Consider the following 17,845-nt stretch of genomic DNA (forward strand, 5'->3'; position numbering starts at 1 on the left):
TCAGACACCCCCTGCTTTCTTCCATTTATTGAGATTGCTCATCCTGCGCAGACGGTAGTTATAGCATCCGCGCATAAGCTCTGTAAGCTGACCGTCCTTCCATAAATATAAGGGCGATCCCGTGCTGACCAGATATTTCCCCTGTCCCAGAGGGCAGAGACTTGTACGGGCAGTCGGATTTGTTTCCAGTTCCATGAGCAGTTCGTCCTTTGCACTGTAAATCTTTGAGATATATTTTTTTCCGGAGATAAGATAATCCAGATTTGCAGGAAAGCGCATATACATTCCGTCATGGATTGGATAGCGGACACTATAATCCAGTGCGCTCCATTTGCTTTCCGAAGTATGGGATTCCCCTGTAACAGAGTCTCTTGACGTTGTTTTGGTTTTCTCCATCCAAGATTCCATGTTCTGACCGTCGAAGAACACATAACGGTCGGTGCTGACATGGCTTCCGTCTCCCCCATGCTCTGATACGGAGTGCCATATCATCACTTTGAAGTTCCCAGCTTTATCCACCCGCCCGCCTTCTGTTTGACAGCTATAGAGGTCAGTGGGACCGGATACGGCGGGAGCACCAAACATCGGCACAAGATCGTATGCGGCGATGATCTCGCCGTTGCGTTTGACAGAGAGAATACTGTCACGCTGATCTGCCCCGATGATCGGGAACACGAGGACATTCACAGCTTCGAGGGTATAGAGATTTCCCCGCTCATCCATTTCGGCATCGAGCATTCCATAGCCTGAGACATACGCGAAGTGGCGGCTGCTGTTGACCATCCATATATCCTCTTTGGAAAAGCCGAGCGGATGAATCTTTCCTTTTGCATAGTACGAATGGAGCATCTGGTTTTTTTGATCCTTCCACTTTATCTGGAGGAGCGGTATGCCGGAAAGGACATTCGTCGGAACATAACTGCTGCCGCCCTCGGATTCATGCCCGTAGACGCAGCGACCGTCCGTCCAGATCCATTCGCCTGGATAGACTGTTCGATTTCCAATGCAGATGAGCCACGTACCATTCGCAAGCACCCGATTCCCGCTCACAGCTTTCACTCTAGCCCTGTGCATAAGCTCACGCTCCCACGATAACGGCAGTGTCGCCCTTTGAAATCTGTACCCACACCAAACTGCCATCTGACGTATTGCAGTCCACTGCCGCACGAAATGGATACGACCGCTCGCCGATATGGACGCGTCCGTTACGGATGATACCACGCTGAGCGCGAGATTCCTGAGTACTTCCTTTTCTCAGTCCTGCTCGGATTGCTGCCGCAAGCCCTAGAACGCCATTCATCCATACCACCTCACCATCTTGATGGTCTGCCGCAGAAGGCGCGGCGTGAGTTCCACCATATTGGACTGAAGGAAGTATTCGTGTCCCTCGAAGCGGATGCGCTCGGTAAAATCGACGATGTGGTCAATGTCGGGAACGCCGCTACGAATCCGTGCGTGAATCTCCACCGTGATTGTCTCCTGCGTCTTGCGATTGAGCCACTCGATTTCTCGTGTCAAGGCACGAAGATAGTCCGTCCCCACAACGGGAAACTCGGTGTCGATGAGGGAAGAATACGGAAGCTCATCATCACTCGCGTAACTTGCACCAAGGCTGAGATTCGACTGCTCGACGGTGAACTGACTCGACTTGCCGCCGGGTTTTCCCTGCGAGAGGGAGCTTCCTTCAAGCACGCCGTCCACATAGACGGTGGTCGCATACCATCCATAGCCGAGCGGCGCGTGGTAGGTAATGCGCTCTGTTCCCTTCTCATTGCTCCAATCCTCCCAGTCATATTCCGTATGCTTCTTCCCATCATTGACGGGTTCTGTTGTACGCTCCCATTCCTTGAAGAGGTAAACGTCGCGACCTGTGGAGGCGTATGCGTAATCCGTACGGCTTGTCGAGCCATCCACATTATGCGTGCGCTTTGTCGCAAGATACTCCCCATCATACGCGTATGTGCTATAGCCATTTTCGTTTGTCTCACGGACGAGAAAGCCGTTGGAGTAAGTACGGCTGATCTCTTTGAATGAAATCGTTCCCGTGAAGGGAACGGGAGCGGTATCCTCCTCGTTGTGCGCCCCGCTCTCATGATTGTTGTTCGCGCTGTGCCAGACGGAACGAACGAGTTTCCGTTCGATGGTCGGCTGCGCGTGCGGCCAGTTCGTAATATCGACCACGGATTCCTCCATGCCGCGCTGAATGATGTGGAGCGTATCTCCGCGAATAAAGACGTTGATCTGCCGCTGCGGGAGTTTTGCTGTCCAGCCGAAGAGCGCGGAGATGAAGTCATGATACGTCATTCCACTCCCCTCGAAGTTCTGCGACGGTGTGAAATCATCGGTCAGACGGTGTAATTTCAAACCAAGTGCCGCCGCAATCTCGGCAGCATAGCGTGATACCTTTGCCCGCTCGACATAGATATGGATGGGCGTGTAGAGGAGTGTGTCTTTACTGTACGTCCCCTTGACGGACTGCACGATGCCGCGCTGACTTGTTTCCTCCACGAGAAAGCGGAAAGCATAGTCCATCACCCGTCCCTCTACACTCGCACCGACAGACAGCGGTTGAACGGTTTCAAGTTGGATGGTGTCGGAGAGACTGAGTTCCCCAAGCATTACGGAAAACGAGCGAATCCCCCGCTCCCGGAATTCTGCGTAGGTAAGCGTGTGCGGAATCTCAATTCTCGTATCCGCAAGGATGCGCGACTGCTTGACAAGAGTCCGCTTCGTATCTACGAGAACCGTACCACAGCGACCAATGCGCCGCTCGGTGTCGCCCGTTACCGTGATTTTCTTGACGATCCGAATATCGCGCAGGGTATCTGCACGCATGGCGATGGATATGTTGAGACGGCGCGACGTATCTCCACTGACCTTGACCGATTGACGGAATACGGGAATCACCGTGGCATATATAACAGACTTGATGTGAATGCGCCCGAACGGCAGCCACGCAATACAAATACCAGGTTTCAGCTTGATGCTCATGTTCCCGCTCTCCATCCAAACTGCCGTCCCGTGAGTTCTGCAATCGTCATGGAGACAGTGCGCGTGTCCATCACAACTGATGTTGGATTCTGTTCGGCGATATGTCTGCCGTATTCCGTGATATTCCCGCCGCTCTTTTCAAGTGCCCTCAGAGCGCACAGTCCTTCTGCCGTGCGGTAGGCAGGATTCCCAATGAGGGAAATCCCTGTCACACGCGAGTCTGCGCCATACTGCGCGGATAGGGCGGCAACATAGACCGTTTGCAGAAGCTCCTGATTCGCAGCCGTCGCCTCATAGCTTCCATCGCCGCAGTCGGTCATGTTCGTCTGTGTCGATTCGACGGGCAACATAATGACCTGCTCTCTCGGACTAATCGCCTCATCCGAGAGGATGAGATTCGAGACGAGAATTTCATCCGTTCCGCTGAGGATCGATATTGTCTTCGCATCCGAGTTTGTGAGATAACCGACATACGCATCACTTTTATTGCAAACCTCGCGTTCATCGATCACGGCATGAAAAAGACCGTCATTGTTTTGTCCCGGCTTGATGTGAAACCACACCGTGCTGATTGCTTTTACACGAACTTCCTCACCTGCGGCAAGCGTATTATTGTTGTTGTTCCCGCGAATCTTCCACTTGCTCCAGAATGTTTCTGCTTCCATGATTTTGTAGTCCCCGATAGCGATGGAGAACCTTGCACGGTCTGCATTTTCGGAGTTCTTGATGTACATATCGAATTTACCGTAAAGCTCCGATGGAACCTCGGAAAGATTGAGTCCCTTGTAATAGGTCGGCTGCCAGAAGGATACGCCTGTCTTACTGTACTTCTCCCCTGTTACCGTCGTGCCGCCACGAACCGAAAGCAGCTCCGCATAGCCGGGATTGATGTATTTGAACGCCATACAAACCTCCTCAGTCCGACACCAAAAGCCCCTCTGCCTGAATGTCCACGCTCGTATCCTGCTGCGGCTGTTCATCTGCACTGCTGAGTGCCTTGACCCAGAAAATCGTATTCTTATCAGCAACATTGGATAATGAGATACTGTCTTTCCACTCGGCGGACTCCAATACCGTTTCGGCAGTGTATCCGTTATGCAGAGCAATTTTCCACTTATCCGCATGATCACCGACAAACTTGATCGTCAAGACTCCGTCGATATGGAAGCCGCTCTCGCACCGCACGGCGCATTTGACAGCTTTCTGCTCGCCCTTGCCCGCATCGAGGAGAACGGAGATGGGCGCGAGTTCCGTACCGGAGCTGACCTCCGTCCCGTCCTTGCCACCCTCGGTTGGATTGTTCATATAGATATGCAGCAGTTCTGCCATTGTCATACCCTCCAAAATTCCAGAGACAGTTTATATACCTTCGGGAAATACGCCATATACTCGTAGGACTTCACCACAACGCGCATGGAGGGCAGGATGTTCCCGCCCTCATCGGTCACGGACACCATCGCACGGCTGTCCCAATAGCCTTTGATTTTCTCCCAGTCGGCGACGGTCACAACAACGGAGCAGGAAATACGGTCGCCCTCCGTGATGTGTCCGAAATCCTGCACCACAGCACCGCCAACAATCTCCAAAAGCTGCTGACGGTCGTCGGGAACAATCTGCCAGTTTTCAACGGAGAGCGTTCGCACCTCACCAATTTGAATATGAATTGGAATCACCCCCAAGCGCGTTTTCGACGGCAGGACGAATGCGGTCGGCAACGTGATCGGCAAGCATCCGCATTCCCTCGTTGTCCTCCGTGACAGCGTTCTCGATTTGCACCTGTATGTGAATTTGGCGGTTGTCCGTCATGGATGGCGCGGACTGGGGAGTATTTTGAGAGGAAAGAACATTCTGCCCCGCAGTTTGGATGCTCTGCGCTTGTTGCCCCAATCCTGCCATCATCTGTGCGTATGAGAACTCCTGCCCATTCACACGGATGCGGGAACTGTCCTCACGCTTCTCGGGAGCGAAATTCGGCAGGAGATTCTCCATCGCCCATTTGCGCCCGGACTGGAACTGTTGGAGAAGCTCCGGTGTCAGCCCCAGATCCTCTGCCGTAAACTTGTTCTTCTTGCGAAGGTATTCCATCAGCCCAACCTGCCCGGACTGCTTGAATACCTTCAGTTCCTCTTTCTGGGAGCGCAGAACCTCCAGAGCGGCATTACGCTTGGCATCGAGTTTCTGCTTCTCCGCCCAGCGCGTCGCTTCGACCTCGTCCAGTCCCTTCTGCACCCACGCATCCTTCTCGCGTTCAATCTCAGCAAGGCGGTTCTCAAGTTCCGTTTTCCAAATGGAGCGGATACTCCCCGCTACATCCTTCTCCCACTGCTCCATCACTCGCGCCTTGCTCTCACTGAGCCACACCTGTGTTTGGAGTTCGTCCAAGCCCCTCTGCCGAAAGGCATCGGCTTCGCGGGCGATGGAGTCCAGCTTGTTCTGCAAATCGGTCTTATAGAGCGCATTCGCCTTGTCCACAACGTCGCGCTGAAAGTCGGCGTAAATCTTCGCTTCCTTTGCCAAGCGGTATTCGTCGATCAGATGCGGATCTGCGCCCTTCCGGAAGAACTCAAAGGATTCACGATCCAGTGCACGAAGACTGTTTTGGATGTCCGTGTGTGTCAGTGTATATAAGCTGTCTGTTAGTTGTGTGGTCGCCTTTGCGGATTCACTGACCGTCTTTGCGGCATCTTTCTCAGCCGCCGCACGGATTGCCGCAGCTTTGGCATTCTGCTCCTGTGCCTTGGCATTCTTCTCCGCTTCGGCACGTGCCTTCTCCTCTGCCGCCGCTTTCTCTTTGGCAATCTTCTGCTGTTCTTGGTAACGCTTGTATTCATCCCCGTAGAGCGCATCAAGAACCGTACCACCGAGGAACGGAATCGGGATAAGGGGCGCAGCCACGGGGTGATTCTTCATGAGCCACGCATTCGCCTCGGCGTGTTCATTGACCTTATGAATCTGCTCGCCGACAAAACCCGCAAGCTCTGCGACGGTCTTTAATGCCTCTCCCCATCCAAGGACGGCATCCTTGATCTCGTCCTTGTTGTCGCGAATCGTCTCGATGAATGTCTGGAATCCATCGTTGATCTCGGGCATGAGTTCCTCGGCGACAGGAAGGAGTGCCGCACCAAGGGCAAGTTTCAGCTGTCCCGCTTCCATCTCCATCGCACGCCATTTGAGATAGGTCTCATGCGCCTGTGCGGGGTCGAGCAGCCCCGTGGTCTTGACGCGAGAAGAAATCGTCATAAGGTCTTCATATTGTTCGAGAATCGGAATGAGCGCCGCCCCGCGTGCTCCGAGCACTTCTGCGGTATATGCTTCCTCCATCCCCGCTTCGCTTGCGGTTTTGTAGCCCTTGGCAAGCTGCGCCAACTGCTCATTGAGCGGCAGGAGATTGCCCTGCTGATCTTTGAGTGCGATGCCGAAACGTGAAAGGGCACGGGCAGTATCGTTGCCGCTCTCACCCGCAGATCCCACCTGTTTGTCCAAACGAGCGATCAGTGGAATGACGCTCTTGATGTCCGTATCCGCAAGCTGAAACACCCGATTGAGTGTCGCCGCCTCACTCGCAGAGACGTGAAGTCGCTGCGTCAGCTTGTAGACATTCTCGCCCGCAAGCATTGCGTCCTTGGTGATGTTGAACAGCCCTGCGCCGGTTGCCGCGACGGCCATAACGGCGGCCATCTTTGTCGAGAGAACATTGAATCCGCTCGTTAGATTCTTGACACCCGCCTGTGCCGCCGTTATGCCCGCTGAGATACGTCCGCCGAGCGTGCCGGAGAGAACCGCGCTCTCCTTGAGGCGATGATTCAGTTTCCGCACCTCGGCTTCGGTCTGCGCAACTGTCCGTTGCTGACGTAACAGGTTACTTTCAGCACGCCGATAGGACGCACTATCCACGCCGTCATTCTTCTTGGCAGACTGCAAAACAGCGGCAAGAATCTGTTCCTTCTGCCGCTGAATATCCAGTTCGCGGTTGATCGCCTGATGGCGCACCTTGATCTTGTCTAGTTCCGTACCCACACCGTCGAGTTTGGCAAGGTCGGCATCCAGTTTGAGGTGAATGTTGTTTGCCTTGCTGTTGAGCCGTGCGATGGAATCTGAGACGGTCTTGCCCGCCGTGTCAAAGTCCAGCTGCAGCTGTGCGATGTTGAGACCGATGTCGAGATAGAGTTCATCAATCTTTTGTCCGCGCTTTGCCACCCTATCCCCTCCCTACATCACGTCGTCAATATAGCGTTCACATTGCTGCTGTTCGCACAGTGCCGTTACCACAAGCTGATCGAGCAAAAAAACGACCTCATGGGAATCAACCTCGTGCATCGTCCACCCGTAGGCGGACTGCAGCCGCTCGTAATAGCGCAGTAAATTCTGGTACGGAGAAAGAACTACGCCTCTTTCCCCGTCTCTCCGTTTGGGAGGTTCACCAGTTTTGAAAAGGTCAGCGACTGAATCCATCGGAAGAGTGCACGTGTGAGAGGCACTATGTCCGCAACATCCACATTCTCCTCCACGGATTCTCGTGTCACTTCCTCCCGTCCGAATCCAAGAACGATCAGACGGACGTGTGCATCCAAGAAGTCCTCAAGATTCATGTCCTGTTTGTCAGCATCAAAAAAGGCAAGGAACTCGCGCCACACCTTCATCTTCGGAGGGTTCGGCACGATCTCCCTGCCAGCAATATGCAGTTTCGGTGTTTCCATAAGTTCCTCCCTCATACCTGCTCGTACCACTTCGTCCCCGTCTCTGCGGCAAAGCCCGCCGCCTCCTCGTCTGCCTTGGCGTAGGACAGCCCGTCCGAGAGTCGATAGATTGCCTTTGCCGTCAGCGTCGGCGTGTCGAACTGAATGCTCTCCTGCTTCGAGTTGCCGCTCTCAGAGGGTTCCGTGAATTGGACTTTGTAAAACTTGGTGAAACGCTTCTTCCCGTTGCGCTTATCCGACTGAAAGAGCACGGCGAAGTACGGAGCGACATCTTCCTTGCCCGCCTTCATCACGCCATTCTCGATACTGTGTCCCAGAAGGTACGCCGTGTATTCCAAAGGAAGCGCAGCCGTGTCAAACGTCAGATCGTAGGATGCAGTATTGGATGCCGTATCCACGGACTGACCATCCGCGAAAAGTTCCGCCTGATTCGTCTGTGGCTTGATGTCTACCTTTCGCAGGAGCTTCCCGAGCGGGATCGGAACCTCGTAGGTCGCCGCCCCTCCTGCCACGTCGGTGAGCATCTTGGCGATATGAAGTTTCTGGATGTTGATGAACTGCCCGCTTGTCAGATTCCCTGCGGGCTTTGCTGTTGGTGTTGGTCCCGGCATTTTATTCTCCCTCCACTGCTGTTCTGTAATCTGTAATTTCCACGAATATATCTTTCTCAACGAACTCCTGCGTCTGTGTACGGACAAAGCCGAGCGGCAAAAGCGCATTCTGCACCACTTTATGAATCTCTCGGAATCTCCCGTCCTTCGTCAGAATGTGGATGCGCACTGTCACGCGCCGTTCCAGTTCCGCACCGTCTGCCGAGAGCGCAGGAACATCCGAAATAACGGAGTAAACGAGAACGGGATACGTCCCTGCATTGGGACTGCGCCCGTGGTAGATGCCCTTTCTCCCATGTGCAAGAAGCTGCGTCAGCTCCTTAGAGCATACAAGAGATTGGTACACTATCTTTGCAATACTCATCTTCCCCGCCTCCGTATTGCCGCTCGGACAGCATCAACAATGGCAGAACGAATACTGTCCTTCTTAGCGTCGAGCGCGGGATAGAGAAACGGCTTGTTGATGCGCGGGCTGAATTCGACGAGTGTACCGTAGAATACGCCATCTTGAGACTCCGCATCTGCCGCAATGCGCCAGACGGAGCCGTCCTTGCGTCGCAGTCGCTTATGGATGGAGTCACGGAGCGCACCCTTTACCACGCGCTTATCTGTTCCCGCATAGACGGGACAACGGTTCTTTGCCTCTGCGACCATATCGTCTGCGCCGTGTGCGAGTGCTGCCTTTGCTGCAGCCGTCGCCTCTGCGCCGAGTTCGGACAATATCTTCTCGGCAGAGACGAATCCTCGGTATCTAGCCATCTTCCACCAACTCCCTGCATTCCAGAACAAGCCACCATTTCTTCCCACCGAGCGGATAGGGCGGCGCAATCGGCGTGAGCGTTTTATCTCCCCAACGGATACGATCCGTCACGCGCACATCCGCACAGTAACGAATGACGATGCGGTAATCCACCTCCTGCACCTTCTCCGCATAACCGTCGGAGATTTTCGCGGCAAAGGGCAGAACGAGCGCCCACGCCTTTGAAATCTCCTGCGCAGATGAGGAGAGGATATTTCCCTCATCATCCGTATCCGTCACGGGGCGCAGGATAGAAATTCTGTGACGCAGTTCGCTCATAGACACCTTCATCTAAAAGACCTCCTTCCGCACACCAAAGAGGAGCGAGCGCAGTGTCAGCGCAAGCCCTCTGTGATCCGCTTCCTCTCTGTGTTCATAGAGATAGGATACGGCGTAGAGCACCGCGACACGCACGATTGCTTGATCTTCGACCTTGGACAGCTTCTTCACGCGCAGAAGTGCCGTGCAAATCTGTTCTGCCGTTTCCGTAAAGTGCATGAGGAGATCGTCCTCCTCATCCCCGTCAATCCTAAGATACTGCTTGACTGCTGCAAGCGGCACAAGCATAAAACCACCTCCCCTCTTTGCCGCAAAACATACATCAACCCTTCATCTTGAGCGTCTGCACGGCTTCCTCAAGAACGAGCTTTCCGTCCACGCGCTCCTTCATAACGTAGCCGATCATGCCGTTACCCGCAAACAGCTCCTTGAGTTCCTGCAGGGCGCGGGTGCCGCGATCCCCGATGTTGTAGTAGGAGTAATCCCCGAACGCAATGACAGTCTTGCCCGCCGCGACAGCGGGCATATACGCCGAGGAGTACACAGGATAGCCGAGCAGACGATCAGGTTCGCCCATCTGATACGACGGCTGCCAGAAATACGCACCGTTCGCGTCCTTGAGCTTGCGGATGCTGGCAAGTGTCTGGTCGTTGACGATGAACGCCGCATTCTTGCGGTAGGGACGCTTGAGGCTGTAGACGAGCGTCACGAGTTCGTCCGCCTTGATGTCTGCCGCCGCCGTGGTGACGGATGTCTTTGCCGAGGTGAGAAGTCCCTTCGGCTTGTGCGTCCCATCGCCGTTCAGGAAAGCATCCTCCTCTGCGTTGCCGAGCGCCTTGCCGAACTGCTCAATGAGGTAGTTCTCAAGGTTGAAGGCGTTATCGTAGAGCAGCTCCTCCGTCACCTTGACCGCGACGTGGAGTTTGTGTGCGTCGAGGACGATCTGGTCGAAGGTCGCCTCACCGAAGGTGAGCGCAGCCCCCTCCTCAATCCACGATGCCGCAGGCTTCGTCGCGGCGATGTTGATCTTGTGCTCCCCACTCGTCGTGATCGTCGTTGCAAGCGGACGCAGGACGTTCTCTTCAGTGAGTACGTCGATGAGACGCTTGTCATATTCCTCGGGAACGAGATAGCCGCCGTTTGCATCCACACCTTCCTGCAGGACGTTCTCCACCTGACGGAAGTTCGTGCGGAGTGCCTTCAGCATCGCCGCACGGTAGGCCTCGCTTGCACGACCTGTCTTTTCGGAAGCGAATCCTGCGCCCGGCAGATTGGTAATCGCTGCTGCGGTCGGCTTTGCGAGCTGCGCGTCAAGAATTGCCTGACGCTCCATGCGCTCAATGTCCTTGCCGAGTGCAAGCACCTCGTTCTCCATCTGCTCGTATGCTTTGGCATCTTCGGCTGTGAGATGCCCGTCCTTTTCGTGAGAATCCAGAAACTGCTTTGCCTGTTCCCACATTTCTGCACGCTTCTCGCGCATTGCCATGATCTTATCCATGTGTTTGTCCCTCCGTTAGTGTGAAATAGAAAAGAGCCGTCGTTTGAGCGGCTCTGCATTGACATTGTGTGTTCCCTGCCCGAATTTCGAGAGCAGGGAATTCGTGACGGCGGCACGGGAGAAGATCAGCCCATCTGCCGCAGCACTTGTGAGATGTTCCCTGTTCTCATAGAGAACGGAATCCGCAAATCCAAGCTCCACCGCCTTCTTTGCATTCATCCACGTCTCGGCATCCATCAGCCGTGAAATCTTCGCACGGGAAAGTCCCGTCCTGAGTTCGTAGGCGTTGATAATGCTCTCCTTGATCTCGGCAAGGAACGTGATTGTCCGCTCCATCTCGTGTGTATCCCCGATGGAGACGGTCATCGGGTTGTGGATCATCAACATCCCCAAGGGAGAAATCTCAACCGTTGATCCTGCCATTGCAACAACGGATGCAGCAGACGCGGCAATCCCGTCAATCTTGACGGCGACATTTCCCTTATACTCCATGAGCATATTGTAGATCTGTGCCGCTGCATAGCAGTCCCCGCCCGGCGAGTTGATCCAGAGGTCAATATCTCCCTCGGCGGCGTTCAGTTCGGAGCGAAACATCTGAGGTGTGACTTCATCGCCCCACCATGTTTCATCTGAGATTTCACCGTCCAGAAGCAAGACACGCTTCTCTCCCTCGTTCCGAACCCAGTTCCAAAATTTACGTTTCATCGCCCTCTCCTTTCTTGTTGGCGAATAAACCTGCGTCCCTCAGTTTTGTCATGTTCCCGTTGATGAGATAGAGATCGCCGCCCTCCTCCGCTTCGATGGGATTCATGTCCTCAAGGCTGCGGATGTCGTTCGCCGAGAGCCATCCGTTCTGTCGCCCGATGGCATATCCCTCCATGCGGCTCTTGTAATCCCCGCGCAGCAGTCCGTCCACGTTGAAACGGATGAAGTAATCCTTCCGCTCCTTGTCCGTCAGCAGTGCTTTTTGCAGGGACTGCTCCCAACGAACGACCCATGGATTCAAAGTGTATTTGACGAACTCACGCGATTGTTGCTCGATATTGGAAAACGAGGATTTCTCCAAATCCCCGACCATATGCGGCGGCACACGGTAGAGCCGTGCAATCTCGTCGATCTGGAACTTCCTCGTCTCAAGGAACTGAGCCTCCTCGGGCGGTATGGCAATCTGCTGATACTTTACCCCTTCCTCGAGGACGGCAATCCTGCCTGTGTTCATCGTGCCGCCGTAGACGGCATGCCAGCTCTCTCGCAGTTTCGACGGGTCTTTCAGAACGCCCGGATGCTCAAGCACGCCGCCCGGACGCGCACCGTTCTTGAAGAATGCCGCGCCATACTCTTCCGTTGCCAGAGCGATGCCGATGGCATTCTTTGCCATAGCAATGGGAGAATAGCCGACAAGTCCGTCAAAGCCGAGTCCCGGAATGTGGAGGACATCCTCGCGTCGCAAACGAATCTGCCCCTTATCTTTGAAGTTCGGATTCTCCTCCGTGCTTCTCGTGTAGGTGTAGTAGAGTTCCCCCGTGCGGCTGTCGCGACCGACCTCCATCTTGTCCGGGAGCAGCGGATAGAGTCCGAGAACACGCCCTCTGCCATCCCGCAAAATTTGTGCGTAGGCATTCCCCCACAAAAGAAGGTGACTCATCATGGTTTCGCGAAATATAAAGGAGGTCATCTCGGGATTCGGCGCATCGTGGAGCAGGAAATACAACGGATGCTCCGGCACGCGCTCCTTGCCCTGACCTTGATAGGCATAGACGTGAAGAGGTAGCCCTGCGATGGATTCGGCGAGGATACGCACACAGGCGTAGACTGCCGTCGTTTGCATTGCCGTCCGCTCGTTGACCGCCTTGCCCGCCGCCGTCTGACCAAACAAAAAGGACACGCCGCCGAGATGATTCGTAGGCTTGTCCCGCGAACGGAAGAGTTTGCTGAATAGGTTCATAGAATCCTCCATTTCAAAACACCCACACACCACGATTTTCATACACCGATTCCGATGCGTCGTTCCCACAGCGAATCGCACGGTCGAGTGCCATGATGAGCGCAATTACACCGTCGATTCTCTCCGTGGACTTCTCCTTGTCCGCCTTGATGTTGCCCGCAGGATCGGTGCGAATGAAGATGTTGTCTGCCATCCAGCGCATGACGGGATGCCCGCCGTGCGCTATTTTCTTTTCCAGAGTCAGCTTCATCAGCTCCTTGGTCGGCGGACTCATATCCTTGAAGCCCTGCCCGAACGGAACAACGGTGAATCCCATGCCCTCTAGGTTCTGTACCATCTGCACCGCGCCCCATCGGTCGAAAGCAATCTCGCGGATGTTGTACTTCTCGCCCAGTTTCTCAATGAACGCCTCGATAAATCCGTAATGCACGACATTCCCCTCGGTGGTCATGAGAAAGCCCTGCTTCTCCCACACGTCATACGGCACATGGTCGCGCCGTACACGCAGATCGATATTCTCCTCGGGAATCCAGAAGTACGGAAGGACGGAAAAGGAATCATCTTCATCCGTCGGAGGAAACACAAGAACAAATGCCGTAATGTCCATCGTGGAGGAAAGGTCAAGCCCGCCGTAGCAGACGCGCCCTTCTAAGGACTCAGCGTCAACAGGTATGGCGCACGCATCCCACTTGTCCATCGGCATCCACCGTACGGACTGCTTCACCCATTGATTCAACCGCAGCTGTCGGAAGCTGTTCTCCTCGGCGGGATTCTGCCGTGCGGAGTCGCAGGCCGCCTGTACCTTGTCAATGCCGACTGTAATCCCGAGCGACGGATTCGACCGCTTCCAGACCTCGGGGTCTGTCCAGTCCTCATCCTCCTTCGCTCCGTAGATCACGGGATAGAAGGTCGGGTCGATCTTTCGCCCTTCGAGAATATCCTTCGCTTTCTGGTGTGTCTCGTAGCAGATGGACTGTGTATCCGTCCCTGCTGTGGTGATAAGGAAGTAAAGCGGCTGCATTCGCGCATCACCGGAGCCTTTCGTCATAACGTCAAAGAGCTTGCGATTCGGCTGTGTATGCAGCTCGTCAAATACCACGCCGTGGATATTGAAGCCGTGCTTTGAGTATGCCTCTGCCGAGAGTACCTGATAGAAACTGTTCGTCGGCAGATAGACCATACGCTTCTGGGAGGCGAGGATCTTCACCCGTTTGCTGAGTGCGGGACACATCCGCACCATGTCGGCTGCGACCTCGAATACGATGCTTGCTTGCTGACGATCAGCAGCACAGCCATACACCTCGGCTCGCTCCTCACCGTCTCCGCAGCAGAGGAGGAGTGCGATGGCGGCGGCAAGCTCTGATTTTCCCTGTTTCTTGGGAATCTCCACATACGCCGTATTGAACTGGCGATAGCCGTTCGGCTTCAGAATTCCGAAAATGTCTCGGATAATGCGCTCCTGCCAGTCGATGAGTTCAAAGGGCCTTCCTGCCCACGTCCCCTTCGTATGGCACAAGCACTCGATAAAGCCCACAGCATAGTCCGCAGCTGCTTTGTCATAGTGTGCGTTTTCTGCCATGAACTTTGTCGGCTTGTAATCCGTCAGTTTCCGCATGAAGTCACCCCCTTCCGAGTGTACGCAAACGAGAAAACCGCCCGCAGGCGGTTCTCGGCAAATTGTGTATTGTTTATTTGCTGCTGTATTCGTATGCCACAGCGAGGATTTCCTCGTCAAAGGCGAATTTCCGATAGGCTTCATCGAGGACGGCAAGATAATCGACGGCGGGCAGTCCCAGTTTGCGCTCCTCGTGCATGATGTACGCCATTCCTCGCGTCATGCCGCAGGGCTTTCCGTCTGCATCGGTTCTCACGGCTTGGACTGTCCGTTTGTAGTAGAACGTCGGGAATCCCTCGTAGCGGTCAAGCCGTTCCTCGTCCTTGTCCGAAATACGCCAGAGCAGAATCGGGACGGTCAGCCCCTTCTCTTTCTCGATGGTCGCATACGCTCCCGTCTTGCTCCCCTTGAACGTGAGCCGCCAGCCTTCGAGGATTCCCGTCCCCAGAAGCTCCGCCTCCGGGCAGCGAAACGCCATCTGCCGCTCATCCATGTTTGAGCCGTAAGCAATGTAAATCTTCGTTTTCATCTTCATCATCCTTTCCGCTTCCGAAGGAACATCCTTTCTACCGCCCCAAGCCCGCCAGAAGGCGGGCAATGTCGGGTCTTTGGCATTTATGCCGAAGGGGTGCTCCTGCCGAAGCGGAAAGCGGCGTCGCCTACAAGGTTCCTCGTGAGGATGTCCCGCGCCGTGGCGAATTCCCCGCCGATGAAGCCGAGGCGCATCAGCCATGTCCGCATTGCGAATTTCGGGTTCTCCCGCTGTGGTTCTTTGGGGCTTGCCGTCCTTACTGTCTTTGCCATTTCGGAAAGGGCAAGGCAAAGCTGGATGTAGCTCTTGATTTCCCCTGCGTGGATACCGCCCTTACGCTCTGCCGTGGGATTGGCAAACTGGAAGAGGCGGAATTCGATGGTGCCTTTCGTGAAGGTCGCGTGGAGATTCAGGCAATGGTAGCGTGAGCCGTTGTAGTGATGTCCTCTGCCATGTACAACACAATTCCCTTCGTACCAGATGTCTGCGAGCTTTTCCATTGTCTGCGGCTTTTCTTTGTTGAGCCGGTCGAGGAAGTTGCGATCCACCGTCCTGCAGTAGCGTCCGATGCGGCTTTGGTCGATGCGCATCGCGGCGATCAGGAGTGTTTCGTGACTTGCCATCAGGTTCGCGAGGTTGCGGATGGTTTTCGCCGTATGGTCGCCCTTGCCGATGTGAATGTGTACGCCGCACATATGGGCGGGGTTGCTCTTTGCTCCTGCATGGCGCAGTCTGCGCAAAAGTTCCTGCAAGGACGCGATGTCCTCGTAGCGGAGGATGGGCGTGACCAGTTCGGTCTGCTCCGCGCTGCCGGCGGCGTCGATGCTAACGTCGCGCTGGAATTTCCATTCGCGTCCCTTAGCATCCCATGCGCTCCATGTGCAGTATCCGTTGCGGTGTGCTGTGTCCTTGACGACTCCCGTGCCGAAGAAGTCTGCCGCAATGCCCGCGGCGTCCCTGCGGGTAATGCCGTACATCTCGACTTCCACCCCGATGGTCTGCCTTTTCATGTCTGCAATCTGCCGTGCCGTTTCCGCTTTCATTTGGAAGCGCCCCTTTCTTCGCCGTCCTATGGGCTTTCCTCGTGTATATACATGGCTCTAAAAGCCACATATAGCAAGCGAATAGCGGAGTATACTTGACATTTTGCAGATTTTTTACGGCGTATCATACGGTGCAACGAGAAGCAGCCCCGAAGGGCTGTTTTTCCTCTTGGAGCGGCTTAGATGCGCTTCATGCACCAAGCCATCGCGCGCCCGCCGTCCTCGAAAAGCTCCTTGGCGGCTTCGACAAGGTTCAGGCGGCATTCGATATCCGCAAATCCCGTCTCCTCCGGCGTTTCGACCATCTCGTAGACGGCTGCGTGGAAACCCCAACACTCCATCCCGACGACAAGGATCTGTTCGCCGTAGCGCAGGATCGCGCCGCTCGTCCCGAACCGCATTTCATCGAGGTGCTCCATCGTGGTGGTCTTCGGCCATCTTGCTTCTGCGCTTTTCATTTTGTGTTCCTCGCTTTCTGTGTGTAGGTTGTTCCCTTTGTCATTGACATATTTGCTCTAAACGCAGAATATAGCAAGTCATATTTCGGATAAACTACACTTATTTTTCGAGAGAAACACAGCCCCGAAAGGCTGTGTAAGAAGCCGTAAAACTTACTCTTCGCCCGTGAGGATAAAGCGTACATACGCCGCACGGTTCTCTTCGATGAAGCAGATGAGTTCGTAGAATTCCATCTTAAACGCCATCCTCTGAACAGCGGGAATGTCGAACATATTCACCCGCCCCGAATCGCGGATATCCATGATCTGCGTGAAAATCCTCTCGTTCATGACCTGCCGCCTTTCTCTGCGATGCGGAAGGAGTCCACACCGGGGATCAGACTGAGCGAGGAGCCTGTCGCCCATCGGACGAGAAGCTGTCCCGCATCGTCAACGCCCAGAATCTCGCCCATCGTCCCTTTGGGTGGTGCTTGCGGATCGTCCATTCCGAGAAGTTCCACCTTCGTCCCGCGTGGGTACCGCTCTCGAAGCACGGTGATCTGTTCCTTACTCGGAAACCGCATGATCCTCATCCTCCTTCCGATGTCCGCTCTTAAAGGCGCTACTGCCCGTGAGGTTCTGCAGAAGAATCTTGCGCGACTGTTTGTAGGCATTGCCGATCATGCCAAGACGCAGGAGGAAGCAGCGGAATGCGTATTTCTCGTTGTCCACAATCTTCTCCTTCGCCGTGACACGATTCTGCGTCCGCGCCATCAGGCAGAGTTTGCTGATAAACTCGGCGTATGCCTTTGCCGTCTCGTCGGTGATCGTCCCGTGCAGCCATGCAAAGGTGATGCGGTCATCGGTGAGCGTGTAGGTCGCTTCCCTGATGTCAAAGGCGTGACGAATCAGCCGCCCCTTGCTCAGGAGGAGTACGTCCAGATTCTTCAGTGATGTCTCCGTGAAAAGGCTGCGTGGGAGACTGATGGAAAGGCTGTCCTCGTCGGGTTCTGACATCTCTTCCTCGGTCGGAGCAGGTTCTGCCGCCGTTTCTACTGCGGATGGTTCAGCCGCGACAGCTTCCGTCCGGCTCGGCGCGTCTGCCCCTGTGGCCGCGCAGGAAGTCTCGTCCTCCCCGCCCTTGGACATAAAGCCCGCTTCGCGCAGTGCCGTGCGCACACACGCAACGGTCGCTTCGTCGGTGACATCGTCGAAGCAAAGACCGCCGTCCTTCGTGATCTCGAATGCTCCAATCATGTAGGAAAATGTCGGTGCGCCGCAGTAGACGGGCTTCGTGTCGAGCACCTTGCTGACTACCGCGACCATCGCCTTGCGCTCTTCCTTTTGGATGTTGTAATTGACCTTCATGGTGACTACCTCCTTCATGTACTTTGGTCA

The 17,845-nt window shown here is 54.9% G+C and carries 23 protein-coding genes; all 23 read right to left on the reverse strand.

From position 1 onward, the window contains the following. Positions 1-1,074, reverse strand: coding sequence for a hypothetical protein (locus tag HMPREF9162_RS04705; protein WP_037350220.1), 1,074 nt, complete (start codon positions 1,072-1,074; stop codon positions 1-3). Between the two features lie 4 nt (positions 1,075-1,078). Further along, positions 1,079-1,300, reverse strand: a complete 222-nt coding sequence (locus HMPREF9162_RS11890; protein ID WP_071586901.1) for a hypothetical protein — start codon at positions 1,298-1,300, stop codon at positions 1,079-1,081. Next, positions 1,297-2,991 (reverse strand): hypothetical protein, encoded by a 1,695-nt coding sequence (locus HMPREF9162_RS04710; RefSeq protein ID WP_009438341.1) that lies wholly within the window; start codon positions 2,989-2,991, stop codon positions 1,297-1,299. The genes HMPREF9162_RS11890 and HMPREF9162_RS04710 overlap by 4 nt, the downstream gene beginning before the upstream one ends. Beyond that, on the reverse strand, positions 2,988-3,896 hold the full coding sequence (locus HMPREF9162_RS04715) for a hypothetical protein (protein ID WP_009438560.1): 909 nt from the start codon (positions 3,894-3,896) through the stop codon (positions 2,988-2,990). Before HMPREF9162_RS04715 ends, HMPREF9162_RS04710 begins: the two co-directional genes overlap by 4 nt. A gap of 10 nt (positions 3,897-3,906) precedes the next feature. After that, positions 3,907-4,320 (reverse strand): hypothetical protein, encoded by a 414-nt coding sequence (locus tag HMPREF9162_RS04720; RefSeq protein WP_009438492.1) that lies wholly within the window; start codon positions 4,318-4,320, stop codon positions 3,907-3,909. A gap of 2 nt (positions 4,321-4,322) precedes the next feature. Further along, entirely contained in the window at positions 4,323-4,664 is a 342-nt protein-coding gene (locus tag HMPREF9162_RS04725) for a hypothetical protein (RefSeq protein ID WP_009438429.1), read from the reverse strand. Beyond that, the gene (locus tag HMPREF9162_RS04730) at positions 4,636-7,188 is read right to left on the reverse strand and encodes a hypothetical protein (RefSeq protein WP_009438353.1); all 2,553 of its coding nucleotides are present in this window, start codon (positions 7,186-7,188) and stop codon (positions 4,636-4,638) included. Before HMPREF9162_RS04730 ends, HMPREF9162_RS04725 begins: the two co-directional genes overlap by 29 nt. A gap of 185 nt (positions 7,189-7,373) precedes the next feature. Beyond that, entirely contained in the window at positions 7,374-7,688 is a 315-nt protein-coding gene (locus HMPREF9162_RS04735) for a hypothetical protein (protein WP_009438386.1), read from the reverse strand. An 11-nt stretch (positions 7,689-7,699) separates the two neighbouring features. Continuing rightward, positions 7,700-8,299: a major tail protein gene (locus tag HMPREF9162_RS04740; protein ID WP_009438477.1), complete on the reverse strand. Its 600-nt coding sequence runs from the start codon at positions 8,297-8,299 to the stop codon at positions 7,700-7,702. A 1-nt stretch (position 8,300) separates the two neighbouring features. Then, positions 8,301-8,663, reverse strand: a complete 363-nt coding sequence (locus HMPREF9162_RS04745) for a DUF3168 domain-containing protein (protein WP_009438536.1) — start codon at positions 8,661-8,663, stop codon at positions 8,301-8,303. Next, the gene (locus tag HMPREF9162_RS04750) at positions 8,660-9,058 is read right to left on the reverse strand and encodes an HK97 gp10 family phage protein (protein ID WP_037350222.1); all 399 of its coding nucleotides are present in this window, start codon (positions 9,056-9,058) and stop codon (positions 8,660-8,662) included. Before HMPREF9162_RS04750 ends, HMPREF9162_RS04745 begins: the two co-directional genes overlap by 4 nt. Beyond that, positions 9,051-9,389: a phage head closure protein gene (locus HMPREF9162_RS04755; RefSeq protein ID WP_009438405.1), complete on the reverse strand. Its 339-nt coding sequence runs from the start codon at positions 9,387-9,389 to the stop codon at positions 9,051-9,053. Before HMPREF9162_RS04755 ends, HMPREF9162_RS04750 begins: the two co-directional genes overlap by 8 nt. Next, positions 9,390-9,665, reverse strand: coding sequence for a head-tail connector protein (locus HMPREF9162_RS04760; protein WP_009438355.1), 276 nt, complete (start codon positions 9,663-9,665; stop codon positions 9,390-9,392). 34 nt (positions 9,666-9,699) lie between these two features. After that, on the reverse strand, positions 9,700-10,875 hold the full coding sequence (locus HMPREF9162_RS04765) for a phage major capsid protein (protein WP_009438469.1): 1,176 nt from the start codon (positions 10,873-10,875) through the stop codon (positions 9,700-9,702). Positions 10,876-10,890: 15 nt separating this feature from the next. Then, positions 10,891-11,580, reverse strand: coding sequence for a head maturation protease, ClpP-related (locus HMPREF9162_RS04770; protein WP_009438466.1), 690 nt, complete (start codon positions 11,578-11,580; stop codon positions 10,891-10,893). Then, positions 11,570-12,820 (reverse strand): phage portal protein, encoded by a 1,251-nt coding sequence (locus HMPREF9162_RS04775; RefSeq protein ID WP_009438354.1) that lies wholly within the window; start codon positions 12,818-12,820, stop codon positions 11,570-11,572. The genes HMPREF9162_RS04770 and HMPREF9162_RS04775 overlap by 11 nt, the downstream gene beginning before the upstream one ends. Before the next feature lie 13 nt (positions 12,821-12,833). Continuing rightward, on the reverse strand, positions 12,834-14,435 hold the full coding sequence (locus HMPREF9162_RS04780) for a terminase large subunit (protein ID WP_009438577.1): 1,602 nt from the start codon (positions 14,433-14,435) through the stop codon (positions 12,834-12,836). A gap of 73 nt (positions 14,436-14,508) precedes the next feature. Beyond that, on the reverse strand, positions 14,509-14,973 hold the full coding sequence (locus HMPREF9162_RS04785; RefSeq protein WP_009438495.1) for a gamma-glutamylcyclotransferase family protein: 465 nt from the start codon (positions 14,971-14,973) through the stop codon (positions 14,509-14,511). A 77-nt stretch (positions 14,974-15,050) separates the two neighbouring features. Next, the gene (locus tag HMPREF9162_RS04790; protein ID WP_009438449.1) at positions 15,051-16,010 is read right to left on the reverse strand and encodes an amidoligase family protein; all 960 of its coding nucleotides are present in this window, start codon (positions 16,008-16,010) and stop codon (positions 15,051-15,053) included. A gap of 179 nt (positions 16,011-16,189) precedes the next feature. After that, on the reverse strand, positions 16,190-16,468 hold the full coding sequence (locus HMPREF9162_RS04795; RefSeq protein WP_009438462.1) for a hypothetical protein: 279 nt from the start codon (positions 16,466-16,468) through the stop codon (positions 16,190-16,192). Positions 16,469-16,621: 153 nt separating this feature from the next. Next, positions 16,622-16,798, reverse strand: a complete 177-nt coding sequence (locus HMPREF9162_RS04800; RefSeq protein WP_009438557.1) for a DUF5049 domain-containing protein — start codon at positions 16,796-16,798, stop codon at positions 16,622-16,624. After that, on the reverse strand, positions 16,795-17,031 hold the full coding sequence (locus HMPREF9162_RS04805; RefSeq protein ID WP_009438348.1) for a DUF4314 domain-containing protein: 237 nt from the start codon (positions 17,029-17,031) through the stop codon (positions 16,795-16,797). The genes HMPREF9162_RS04800 and HMPREF9162_RS04805 overlap by 4 nt, the downstream gene beginning before the upstream one ends. Next, positions 17,015-17,815, reverse strand: a complete 801-nt coding sequence (locus HMPREF9162_RS04810) for a hypothetical protein (RefSeq protein ID WP_009438418.1) — start codon at positions 17,813-17,815, stop codon at positions 17,015-17,017. Before HMPREF9162_RS04810 ends, HMPREF9162_RS04805 begins: the two co-directional genes overlap by 17 nt. Positions 17,816-17,845: the final 30 nt, after the last annotated feature.

It is taken from the genome of Selenomonas sp. oral taxon 137 str. F0430 (assembly GCF_000183625.1).
Taxonomy (GTDB): domain Bacteria; phylum Bacillota; class Negativicutes; order Selenomonadales; family Selenomonadaceae; genus Centipeda; species Centipeda artemidis.

Bases quoted from the DNA above. Each gene is read 5' to 3' on its own strand.
- HMPREF9162_RS04795 (WP_009438462.1), bottom strand. From the start codon at position 16,468: ATGAAAAGCGCAGAAGCAAGATGGCCGAAGACCACCACGATGGAGCAC.
- HMPREF9162_RS04785 (WP_009438495.1), bottom strand. From the start codon at position 14,973: ATGATGAAGATGAAAACGAAGATTTACATTGCTTACGGCTCAAACATG.
- HMPREF9162_RS04770 (WP_009438466.1), bottom strand. From the start codon at position 11,580: ATGAAACGTAAATTTTGGAACTGGGTTCGGAACGAGGGAGAGAAGCGT.
- HMPREF9162_RS04735 (WP_009438386.1), bottom strand. From the start codon at position 7,688: ATGGAAACACCGAAACTGCATATTGCTGGCAGGGAGATCGTGCCGAAC.
- HMPREF9162_RS04765 (WP_009438469.1), bottom strand. From the start codon at position 10,875: ATGGATAAGATCATGGCAATGCGCGAGAAGCGTGCAGAAATGTGGGAA.
- HMPREF9162_RS04750 (WP_037350222.1), bottom strand. From the start codon at position 9,058: ATGGCTAGATACCGAGGATTCGTCTCTGCCGAGAAGATATTGTCCGAA.
- HMPREF9162_RS04805 (WP_009438348.1), bottom strand. From the start codon at position 17,031: ATGCGGTTTCCGAGTAAGGAACAGATCACCGTGCTTCGAGAGCGGTAC.
- HMPREF9162_RS04810 (WP_009438418.1), bottom strand. From the start codon at position 17,815: ATGAAGGTCAATTACAACATCCAAAAGGAAGAGCGCAAGGCGATGGTC.
- HMPREF9162_RS04755 (WP_009438405.1), bottom strand. From the start codon at position 9,389: ATGAAGGTGTCTATGAGCGAACTGCGTCACAGAATTTCTATCCTGCGC.
- HMPREF9162_RS04800 (WP_009438557.1), bottom strand. From the start codon at position 16,798: ATGAACGAGAGGATTTTCACGCAGATCATGGATATCCGCGATTCGGGG.
- HMPREF9162_RS04715 (WP_009438560.1), bottom strand. From the start codon at position 3,896: ATGGCGTTCAAATACATCAATCCCGGCTATGCGGAGCTGCTTTCGGTT.
- HMPREF9162_RS11890 (WP_071586901.1), bottom strand. From the start codon at position 1,300: ATGAATGGCGTTCTAGGGCTTGCGGCAGCAATCCGAGCAGGACTGAGA.
- HMPREF9162_RS04720 (WP_009438492.1), bottom strand. From the start codon at position 4,320: ATGGCAGAACTGCTGCATATCTATATGAACAATCCAACCGAGGGTGGC.
- HMPREF9162_RS04745 (WP_009438536.1), bottom strand. From the start codon at position 8,663: ATGAGTATTGCAAAGATAGTGTACCAATCTCTTGTATGCTCTAAGGAG.
- HMPREF9162_RS04705 (WP_037350220.1), bottom strand. From the start codon at position 1,074: ATGCACAGGGCTAGAGTGAAAGCTGTGAGCGGGAATCGGGTGCTTGCG.
- HMPREF9162_RS04790 (WP_009438449.1), bottom strand. From the start codon at position 16,010: ATGAAAGCGGAAACGGCACGGCAGATTGCAGACATGAAAAGGCAGACC.
- HMPREF9162_RS04760 (WP_009438355.1), bottom strand. From the start codon at position 9,665: ATGCTTGTGCCGCTTGCAGCAGTCAAGCAGTATCTTAGGATTGACGGG.
- HMPREF9162_RS04740 (WP_009438477.1), bottom strand. From the start codon at position 8,299: ATGCCGGGACCAACACCAACAGCAAAGCCCGCAGGGAATCTGACAAGC.
- HMPREF9162_RS04780 (WP_009438577.1), bottom strand. From the start codon at position 14,435: ATGCGGAAACTGACGGATTACAAGCCGACAAAGTTCATGGCAGAAAAC.
- HMPREF9162_RS04775 (WP_009438354.1), bottom strand. From the start codon at position 12,820: ATGAACCTATTCAGCAAACTCTTCCGTTCGCGGGACAAGCCTACGAAT.
- HMPREF9162_RS04710 (WP_009438341.1), bottom strand. From the start codon at position 2,991: ATGAGCATCAAGCTGAAACCTGGTATTTGTATTGCGTGGCTGCCGTTC.